Origin of the sequence: Dactylosporangium maewongense (assembly GCF_039531485.1) — a bacterium.
Classification (GTDB): domain Bacteria; phylum Actinomycetota; class Actinomycetes; order Mycobacteriales; family Micromonosporaceae; genus Dactylosporangium; species Dactylosporangium maewongense.
In genome coordinates, this window is the sequence record NZ_BAAAQD010000008.1 from 416,768 (window position 1) to 425,966 (window position 9,199).

11 protein-coding genes are annotated in these 9,199 nt (G+C 72.4%); 6 read left to right on the forward strand and 5 right to left on the reverse strand.

What is annotated here, in order from left to right:
* Positions 1-142 precede the first annotated feature (142 nt).
* Positions 143-1,288 carry a low temperature requirement protein A gene (locus tag ABD332_RS22605; protein ID WP_344503995.1) on the reverse strand — a complete coding sequence of 382 codons (1,146 nt, stop codon included), beginning with the start codon at positions 1,286-1,288 and terminating at the stop codon, positions 143-145.
* 77 nt (positions 1,289-1,365) lie between these two features.
* Here ABD332_RS22605 and ABD332_RS22610 point away from each other — a divergent pair, with 77 nt between their 5' ends.
* The 4 genes from ABD332_RS22610 to ABD332_RS22625 all read left to right on the forward strand — a co-directional run bounded on the left by ABD332_RS22610 (position 1,366) and on the right by ABD332_RS22625 (position 4,542).
* Positions 1,366-2,037: an ArsR/SmtB family transcription factor gene (locus ABD332_RS22610; RefSeq protein WP_344503996.1), complete on the forward strand. Its 672-nt coding sequence runs from the start codon at positions 1,366-1,368 to the stop codon at positions 2,035-2,037.
* Position 2,038: 1 nt separating this feature from the next.
* Positions 2,039-2,776 carry an SRPBCC family protein gene (locus ABD332_RS22615; protein WP_344503997.1) on the forward strand — a complete coding sequence of 246 codons (738 nt, stop codon included), beginning with the start codon at positions 2,039-2,041 and terminating at the stop codon, positions 2,774-2,776.
* Between the two features lie 55 nt (positions 2,777-2,831).
* Positions 2,832-3,281, forward strand: coding sequence for an SRPBCC family protein (locus ABD332_RS22620; RefSeq protein ID WP_344503998.1), 450 nt, complete (start codon positions 2,832-2,834; stop codon positions 3,279-3,281).
* Between the two features lie 817 nt (positions 3,282-4,098).
* Complete coding sequence (locus tag ABD332_RS22625; protein WP_344503999.1) at positions 4,099-4,542, forward strand: hypothetical protein; 444 nt, start codon at positions 4,099-4,101, stop codon at positions 4,540-4,542.
* Positions 4,543-4,609: 67 nt separating this feature from the next.
* On the opposite strand, the gene ABD332_RS22630 is transcribed toward ABD332_RS22625, so the two are convergent.
* The 3 genes from ABD332_RS22630 to ABD332_RS22640 all read right to left on the reverse strand — a co-directional run bounded on the left by ABD332_RS22630 (position 4,610) and on the right by ABD332_RS22640 (position 6,588).
* Positions 4,610-5,209 carry a hypothetical protein gene (locus ABD332_RS22630; protein ID WP_344504000.1) on the reverse strand — a complete coding sequence of 200 codons (600 nt, stop codon included), beginning with the start codon at positions 5,207-5,209 and terminating at the stop codon, positions 4,610-4,612.
* Positions 5,210-5,329: 120 nt separating this feature from the next.
* Positions 5,330-6,094 (reverse strand): SDR family NAD(P)-dependent oxidoreductase, encoded by a 765-nt coding sequence (locus tag ABD332_RS22635; protein ID WP_344504001.1) that lies wholly within the window; start codon positions 6,092-6,094, stop codon positions 5,330-5,332.
* Between the two features lie 5 nt (positions 6,095-6,099).
* Positions 6,100-6,588 carry a beta-class carbonic anhydrase gene (locus tag ABD332_RS22640; protein WP_344504002.1) on the reverse strand — a complete coding sequence of 163 codons (489 nt, stop codon included), beginning with the start codon at positions 6,586-6,588 and terminating at the stop codon, positions 6,100-6,102.
* Between the two features lie 94 nt (positions 6,589-6,682).
* On the opposite strand from ABD332_RS22640, the gene ABD332_RS22645 reads away from it, so the two are divergent.
* A complete protein-coding gene (locus ABD332_RS22645) occupies positions 6,683-7,816 on the forward strand; it encodes a geranylgeranyl reductase family protein (RefSeq protein WP_344504003.1) in 1,134 nt (377 codons plus the stop codon).
* 4 nt (positions 7,817-7,820) lie between these two features.
* Positions 7,821-8,270: a YdeI/OmpD-associated family protein gene (locus tag ABD332_RS22650; RefSeq protein WP_344504004.1), complete on the forward strand. Its 450-nt coding sequence runs from the start codon at positions 7,821-7,823 to the stop codon at positions 8,268-8,270.
* Here the strand turns inward: ABD332_RS22650 and ABD332_RS22655 are convergent.
* Positions 8,251-9,042 carry an isocitrate lyase/PEP mutase family protein gene (locus tag ABD332_RS22655; protein WP_344504005.1) on the reverse strand — a complete coding sequence of 264 codons (792 nt, stop codon included), beginning with the start codon at positions 9,040-9,042 and terminating at the stop codon, positions 8,251-8,253. The genes ABD332_RS22650 and ABD332_RS22655 overlap by 20 nt on opposite strands.
* Positions 9,043-9,199: the final 157 nt, after the last annotated feature.

Below are 9,199 nucleotides of genomic sequence, written 5' to 3' on the forward strand. Positions count from 1 at the left end.
CCCGCTGGCCCCGGCGCCCGTCAGGTCCTGCCCGGTGGCCTGCATCCCGTCGGGTCATGTCCCTCAGCCCGCCGCAGGGCCGATGCGTCGGGCATGGCCGCCGGGCCCGTCGCTATTGCGGGCGGGCCGACGGCCGGGGCGGTCAGCGGCCGAAGTCGTGGATGGCGGTGGTGTGCTGGGCGCGGACGGTCTTGATGTCCTTCGCGATGACCGCGGCGGCCATCACGAGCAGGACCGCGGTGACCTGGGCGACGGCCCGCCAGTGTCCTAACGGGATCGCCGCCATGACGCCGGCTGCCGCGGCCACCCGGTACCAGGCTCCAGGCACCTCCAATGTGGACAGGAACCAGGCGTGGCCGAGCAGGAACGTGGCGACACCCACGCTCAGGACGATGGCGCTCGGCCAATGCAGCGGCTCGAAGGCGTGCCCGACCGACAGCTTCACCCCGACCGCGGTGAACACGATGCCGGCGATCAGGAAGTAGTGCGCGTAGCCCCACGCCACAACGGCGACCCGGGCCTTGCGGACGGGCTCGGCGATGGTGTGCAGCGCGTGCTCGGCGCGGGTCTCGTCGCCGGAGAAGTAGTTCCAGTACAGGTAGTACGCGATGCAGAGGCCGAGCAACGCCACGAGCAGCGCCGCCGGGTCGATGTGCATGCCGGCGAAGGCCAGGCCGATGGAGATGACCGACTCGCCGATGGCGACGATGACGACCAGCCCGTGCCGTTCCGCGAAGTGGCCCGCGTCGATCGTCCAGATCCCCATGCTGCGCTGGAGGTACGGCGCGGCGACGACCAGCACGAGCGCCGTGGTCCACAGCCCGTACTGCCAAGCGCCGCCGAGGAACCCGCCTGCGAGAACGATGAGGGCGGCGGTGCCGTTGATCGGGGCCAGCCCGGCGATCGCGGTGCCGATCGAGGCGTTGTCGTCGGCCTGCAGGAACAGTGCGGAGTGGACGACGGTGACGAGGGCATACCCCACGCCGAAGGCCCAGCCGTCGCCGTCGAACGCATACGGGATGGACAGGGCGATGACCATGAAGCCGGCCATCCCGGTGAGCAGGAGTGTGCGGCGCAGCGTGCTGCTGGGCGCGACCGCGTTGGTCAGCCAGGCGTAGCCGCCGTACATCCACCAGATGATGCCGAGCATCAGCAGCACCCGGAGCGCGTAGGTCGCGTCCACGTGCTTGACGAACACGTTGGCCAGCTGCATCACGGTGAAGACGAAGACAAGGTCGAAGAACAACTCGATGGTGGAGACCCGCGGTCCCCGCACCTGCGATGTCACAGCGGTCACTGTAGCGATGGGGTCCGACAATTTTTCTTGTCTTGACAGTTCGAGTTTTCGGCGGGTACGGTTCTCGCATGTTCGAAGTGGGAGTCATCGAGGAGGCCAGCGCGGCAGAGGTGGCGCTGGACCCGATCCGGGCGCGATTGCTGTCGCTGCTGGTCGAGCCGCACTCGGCGACCAGCCTCGCGGCGATCGTCGGCCTGCCCCGGCAGAAAGTGAACTACCACCTCAAGACGCTCGAAGCGCACGGGCTCGTCGAGCTGGTCGAGGAGCGACGCAAGGGCAACGTCACGGAGCGCGTGCTGCGAGCCGCGGCCGCGTCGTTCGTGATCTCGCCGACGGCGCTCTCGGCCGTGGCGCCCGACCCGGCGAAGTCGCCCGACAGGCTGTCCGCGCGATGGCTGCTCGCTGTCGCGGCCCGGCTCGTCAAGGAGGTCGGCACGCTCATCACCGGGGCGGCCCGGGCGGGCAAGCCGGTCGCCACCTTCGCGCTCGACGGCACCGTGCGGTTCGCCTCCGCGGCCGACCGGGCCGCGTTCGCCCAGGAGCTGACCGCGGCCGTCGCCGCGCTGGTGAGCCGATATCACGACGAGCACGCCGAAGGCGGCCGTGACCACAGGGTCATCGTCGCGATCCATCCGAGCCTGCGTCCGGAGGGCGGCCGTCCGATGGACGTGGCAGCCGTCGACGCCGACATCGACGTTCAGATCGAAAGCCAGCACCGCTCACAGACCGAGGAGTCCTGACATGTCGCACGAATTCGAGCTCACCCACGACATCGACATCGCGGCCACGCCCGAGCAGGTCTGGGACGCGATCGCCACCGGCCCCGGCATCGACTCCTGGTTCATGGGCAGGACCGAGGTCGAGCCGCGCGTCGGCGGCCGCGGGACGCTCACGATGCCCGGGTTCACCGCCGAGTCGACGGTGACCGCGTGGGAGCCGCCGCACCGCTTCGCGTACAAGGGCGCGCCCGCCGAAGACGGCGCGTTCATGGCGTTCGAGTATCTCGTCGAGGGCCGCGACGGCGGGAGCACCGCACTGCGGCTGGTGCACAGCGGCATCATGACCGGCGACTGGGAGGAGCAGTATGACGCGCTGCGCAAGGGCAACCCGCTCTACCTGCGCACGCTCGAGCAGTACCTGGTGCACTTCCCGGGCCGTGCCGCCGTGCCGGTCACCGCGTTCGGACCGCAGCAGTCCGACCAGGAGCAGGCGTGGGCCGGCATCGTCGGCGCCGTCGGTCTGACCGGGCCGGTCAGCGAGGGCGACAAGGCGCAGTTCACCGTCGGCGGGCGGGACATCGTCGGCGTGGTCGACGTGGCCCTGGAGCCCGGGTTCCTGGGCGTGCGCACCGACGACGCGCTGCTGCGGTTCGTGGGCGGCGGCGGAATGATCCTCACCGGCCACCACATCTTCGCCGACATCGACCAGGCGACCGCCGAGGGCACCTGGTCCGAGTGGCTCGCAGCCGTCTACGCCTGATCGCACGTGGAGGGCCGGCGACGTGCCGGCTCTCCACTCTCGCAAGGAGCACGCCGTGAACACCGTTGAGTATTCGATCACCCGCAGGCTCCCCGCAGAGCCGAAACGTGTGTACATGGCGTGGACGACGCCGGCCGGTTTCAGCCAGTGGTTCGGGCCGCGGGAGTTCACCACGCCCGAGGACCGCATCGTCATGCAGACCCGGCCGGGTGGCGCGTGGCAGGTCGTCATGCTCGACGACGCCGGCAACGAGTATCCGCTCGGCGGCTTCTACCGTGAGCTCGACGCACCCGCCCGGCTCGTCATGACGACCGGCGACCCCGACAACACGACCGGCGACGTCGCTTCGACCGTCAGCGTGATGTTCAAGCCGACCGGCGACGGCTGCACCGAGATGACGATGCGCCAGCAGGGTGTGAACACGGACGCCGAGCACGCCGCAGGCGCCGCGGCGGGCTGGCGTCACTTCTTCGACCGGCTGGCGGAGCACCTTGCCGAGCATTGAAACCGCGGCGGGGTGGGGACCGGCGGCCACGGTCGAGGTCGAGGTCGAGGTCGGCGTCGGCGTCGGCGTCGGAGTCGGAGTCGGGGTAGGCGTCGGAGTCGGGGTGGGAGTCGGAGTCGGGGTGGGAGTCGGAGTTGAGGTCTGAGTCAGGGTCGAGGTCGGGGTGGGAGTCGGAGTTGAGGTCTGAGTCAGGGTCGAGGTCGGAGTCGAGGTCGGGGTGGGAGTCGAAGTCGAAGTCGGAGTCGGCGAGCTTTGCCCCGGCCCCGGCCGCAGCGGTGTGTTCCGGCAGTCGGGCGCACTGCTTCCGAGTTCCACAGAAGCGGGTGTCGCTGCTGGATGGTCTCGTGCACCACGTGACGGGGCCTGGCTGCGACGGGCCTGCTTGTGGCTGAGCGACGGACCAGCGGTGTCTCGGTGACGTTGAGCCGGCTGGTTCTGCTCTCGGCCGGTCCCGTCGGAGGGGCGAGTCGCGCCATGCGAGGCGGTTCCTACGGCGTCGTTTTGTGCGGCCCAGGCCCAGGCCCAGGCCCAGGCCCGCGGTCCTCAGGGGCGTCGCGTGCGCTGCGGGGCGGTCGTGCGCTGAAGGCGGGGAGTTGACCGCTGGGTTGGCGCGCTCGCTGCGGGACGAGTCGTGCGCTGGATGGGGGAGTGGCCGGGTCCCGGGACAGGGGCGCGAGCAGCCGCACCCGGTCTCGGGCGCCGAGGACCTCACCGGGCTCGCCGCCAGGGGCGGCGGCTGAGGGGCGACTGTTCAGCCGACGGGATGGAACCAGCGAGGGGGTCCCCGGAGCGGTGGGGGAGGCGGCACAATGCTGACGTGACGTTGCCCATCCCTTACAGCGGCGGTGGCGGGAGTGTGCCCGCGTACAACGGGCCGGAAGTACAGATCGGGGATGTGCGGGTCGACGGCAGGGCGATCTACACGCCGGTCGGGGTGTGGCCGATCCAGGGCAGCCGGTGGATGGTGATCTCGCAGCCGATGCCGGTCGTCACGACGGCGGGGTGGGGGATCGCGCTGGGGGTGACGTTCACGGTGCTGGGGGTGGTGTTCGCGCCGTTCACGTGTGGGTTGAGCCTGTTCCTGCTGTTCGGGCTGTTCTTCCTGACGGCGAAGACGCACACGATGTCGGGGCCGATGATCGTGTCGGTGCAGGCGGGGCAGTACCACTACATGGCGCGGGAGGTCGTGTACTCGCCGCAGCACGCGGCGGAGGCGCTGCAACGGGTGAACTTCGCGCAGGCGCTCGCCTCGCGGTACTGAACCGCCCCACGCGAGCCGGCGTCAGCCCGCGCGGCTCTCCAGCCGTCGTGGGCAAGAAAAGGCGCGTTTATGAGGGCGCTGGGTCCTCGGCGTGGTCGTCGTAGCCGGCGAGCAGCTGGGTCCTCGTGCCGACCAGGTGGGGCTCCAGGTCGCCGACGCGGGCGAGCCTGATCTCGGCCGGGGCGAGGTTGGAGACGCGCAGCAGCAGCCCGGGCACCTCGTCGAGGACCGCGAGCCAGCCCCGCTGCCCGGCGGTGACCTGCTGGTCGGGCCAGCGCTGGAAGGGTTTCGGCACGCCGTCGACGGTGATGCCCACGCGGTGCGGGGCGGGGGTCGACGCGGCGCGGAGGTTGCGCTCGTACGTCTTTCGGTCCTCGGGGGGCTGGGGCATGACGGCGGCGACGCGCATGTCGATGAGCAGCGGCAGGGGCGGGCCGGCGGTGGTCACGACCTCGACCCAGCCACCGCCCGCGGCCGGGTCGCCGAAGGTCAGGCCGGCGTGCACGAGCCGGTCCTCGTCCCAGGTCCAGGCGCCGATGCGGCACGGGCCGCTCCAGCCCGCCATCCCGTACAACGGCAGCGCGGCGGCGCTCGCACGGATCCGGTTCGCCCGCTGGTCGATCAGCGCTGTGAACTCGATGCGGTTCAGCCGCCCCCCGTATCGCATGGGATCGATCGTGCAACATGACCCGGTGTCTGTGAGGCCCCTTGCCCCCCTCGCGGGGACCCCTGCTGTTTGCATCCCACTCGCGAAGAACGCACCCCAAGGGCGCGAAAGCGACCGGTATCAGCGGGACTCGGGGTCGTCGCCCCTGGCCGCGCGGCCGCCGTCGACCGGGACGACCGCGCCGGAGATGAACGACGCGGCAGGTGAGAGCAGGAACGCGACCGCCTCGGCGGCCTCGGCCGCGTCGCCGGCGCGGCCGATCGGGTGCAGGTGGGCGAGCTGGTCCACGATGCGGGCGGCCTCGTCCGGTGGGCGGGCGGACAGGAAGGCCGCCGACCGTTCGGTCCCGATCGACCCGAGGGCGACGGCGTTGACCCGGATGCCGTGCGGGCCGTGGTCGACGGCGAGGGCGCGGGTCAGGCCCTCGATCGCGGCCTTGGCGGTGGTGTACGGCAGGGCGCCGCGCACGGCCCGCTGCGCCTGGTGCGAGGAGACGTTGACGATCGCGCCCCCGTGGCCCGCCGCGCGGAAGCGCCGCACGGCGGTGGCGCTGCCCGTCACGGCGGGTGCGAGGTTCGCCATGATCAGGGCGAGCACCTCGCCGGCCGGTACGGCATCCACCCAGGCGTCGCGGAAGACCGCGGCGTTGTTGACCCAGCCCGCGAGCGGGCCCCGCGCCTCGGCGAGGTCGGCGGCGCGCTCGGTGACGTCCTCGTCCCCGGCGTCCCCGGTGACCCCCGTGACCCGCCCGCCCGGCGTGATCCAGGTCAGGGCGTCCGCGTCGCGCTCCAGCACGACGACGGTCGTGCCGGGGTCGCGGAGCAGCCGCTCGGCGACGGCGCGGCCGACACCGCGGCCGCCGCCCGTCACGACGTAGGACCGCACCGGCGTCAGCGGACTTCTTCGATTTTGGCGCTGGCGACGTCGAAGATGAAGCCGCGCACGTCCTCGCGGTGCGGCAGCCAGGCGCACTGGCGGACCGTCTCGATCGAGGAGCGCATCGTCTCGTGCAGGTCGGTGAAGCCGGGCACGTCCCAGCCCGGCGCCCGGCCCGTCTCGGCGGTGAGCGTCGCGCGGAACTCGTCGTCGTCGAAGTCCTGCATGCCGCACTCGGTGTGGTGGATCAGCACGACCTCGCGGGTGCCGAGCCGGCGCTGGCTGATCGCGAGCGAGCGCAGCACCTCCTCCGTCGGCAGGCCGCCGGCGTTGCGGATCAGGTGCGCGTCCCCGATCTCCAGGCCCAGCGCACCGAAGAGGTCCAGGCGCGAGTCCATGCAGGTGATGACGGTCAGCCGCAGCTTCGGACGCACCGGCCGGGGGCCGGGGAACGTGATCGCGTACTGCTCGTTGGCGTGGATGAGGTGGTCGATCGCCGACATTCCGCCAGTCAAACAGATCGGTCACTCATTCGGATGACGTCTGCGTCACACGAGGCCAATCTCACCTGTGAACCCCGACCTCTAGTCTGCTCGGGTGAGTGAACCCAACAGCGCAGCAAGCTGGGACGTGGTTGTCGTGGGCGGCGGGCCCGCCGGGCTGTCGGCGGCGCACGCGGCGGCGACCGCCGGCGCCCGGACGCTCGTCCTGGAGAAGGCGGTGCACCCCCGGTACAAGACCTGCGGTGGCGGGCTGATCGGCTTCACCGTCCAGTCGGTCGAGGACCGCATCGACATCCCCGCCGACGACCACATCACGCGGGTCGAGTTCACCCACGACGGGCGGCGCGCGTTCGCCCGGTCCGCGCGGCGCGGCCCGCTGCTGCAGATGGTCCGCCGGCCCAGGTTCGACGACGCGCTGCGGCTCGCCGCGGAGAAGGCCGGCGCGGTCGTGCGGCAGTCGGCGACGGCCCGGTCCCTGGAACAGACCGGCGACGCGGTCGTGGTCCGGCTCGCCGACGGCTCGACCGTCACCGGCCGCACCGCCATCGGCGCTGACGGGTCGTCGGGGATCACGGCGCGGCACGCCGGCGTCGAGTACGGCCAGGTCGACCTCGGCCTGGAGGTGGAGCTGCCCGTCGGCGCCGACGTCGCCGCGAAGTGGAAGGGGCGGCTGCTGATCGACTGGGGTCCGCTGCCCGGCTCCTACGCGTGGGTGTTCCCGAAGGACGACCTGCTCACCGTCGGCGTGATCGCGTCCCGCGGGCAGGGCGAGCGGACCAAGCGGTACCTGCGCGACTTCGTGACCCGGCTCGGCCTCGACGGCATCGAGCCCGTGCACGACTCCGGCCACCTGACCCGCTGCCGCACCGCCACGTCCCCGCTGCGCACCGGCCGCGTCCTCGTCGCCGGCGACGCGGCCGGTCTGCTGGAGCCGTGGACCCGCGAAGGGATCAGCTTCGCCGTGCGCTCCGGCGCCCTGGCCGGCGCGGCCGCGGCCGCCGGTGACCTCGACGCCTACGTCACCGCCGTCGAGCAGCGGCTCGCCCCGGCGATGACGGCCGGGCGGCGGCTGCTGGACACGTTCAGCCGCCGGCCCGGGCTCTTCCACGCGATGCTGCGCACCCCGCCGGGGTGGCGGATGTTCGAGCGGTTCTGCCTCGGGGAGATGTCGTTCGAACGTACCGTCGAGCGCCTGCCCGTCAGAACGGCGCTGAAGCTGCTCCAATGAGGGCATGAGGTTTCGCGCGACGCTGGTCCTCGGCGGGAAGACCGCCACGGGCATGACGGTCCCCGCCGAGGTCGTCGAGTCGTTCGGGCAGGGCAGGAAGCCCCAGGTGCTCGTCACGATCAACGGCTACACGTACCGCAGCACCGTCGCCGTCCGCGACGGGCAGTTCATGGTGCCCGTCTCCGCCGAGGTCCGCGCCGGGGCGGGCGTCGAGGCCGGCGACGAGATCGACGTCGACCTGGAGCCGGACACCGCGCCCCGCACCGTCGTGGTGCCGGCCGATCTCGCCGCCGCCCTGGCCGGGGATCCGACCGCGAAGGCGAGGTTCGAGGCACTTTCGTACAGTGGCCAACGCCAGCACGTGCTCGCCCTCGACGGCGCGAAGACGGACGCGACCCGGCAGCGCCGGCTGGAGAAGATTCTCGCGGCGCTGGTCAGCCCATCAGACGGTTGAGCTCCGAGTATTCGATGGCGCCGTCGAGGCTGGTGTACGTGCCGGTGGTGAACGCCTCCTCGGCGGCGCGACGGGCGACGGCGTACGCCGCCTCCGCCACCCACGAGCCGAGGCTGACCCGCGCCACGCCCAGCTTGCCGAGCTCCGCGACCGTCGGCGCGCCCGGCCCGACCAGGATGTTCAGCGGCGCCGGGATCGCGGCGGCGAGCCTGCCGATGGTGTCGGTGTCCACCACGCCCGGCACGAAGATCCCGCTCGCGCCGGCGTCGAGATAGGCGCGTGCCCGTTCGATCGTCTGCTCGAGGTCGTCGGTGCCGCGGAGGTACGTGTCGATGCGGGCGTTGATGTAGAGGTCGGGGGCGGCGGCCCGGGCGGCGGCGATCCGCGCCACCTGGCCGGCCACCTCACGCAGGCCGGGCCGCTCCCCGCGGACGGTGTCCTCCAGGTTCACGCCGACCGCGCCGGCGTCCGCGACCCCGCGCAGCGTCTCCGCCACCTCGTCCGGGGTGGCGCCGAAGCCCGACTCGACGTCCGCGGTCACCGGCACGTCCACCGCGGCGACGACCCGGCGCAGGTGCTCGAGCATCGCGTCGCGGGTCAGCGCGTCACCGTCGGGCACGCCGAGCGTCCAGGCGACCCCGGCGGACGTGGTCGCCACCGCCCGGGCACCGGCGGCGGCGACGACCCGCGCCGAGGCGGCGTCCCAGGCGTTGACGAGCACGAGCGGGTCGGCGGGGTCGTGCAGGGAGCGGAACAGCGCTGCGTTGGTCATGCCCGCCATCCTGCCCGGCCCCGCACCCGGCCCGCACACCCGCCGGACGGGCCGGACGCCAGCCCGCACACCCGCCGGACGGGCCGGACGCCGGCTCGCACACCCGCCGGACGGAGCCGGACGCAGAACGGGGGGCCCCGGGAGGGCCGCGGGGCCG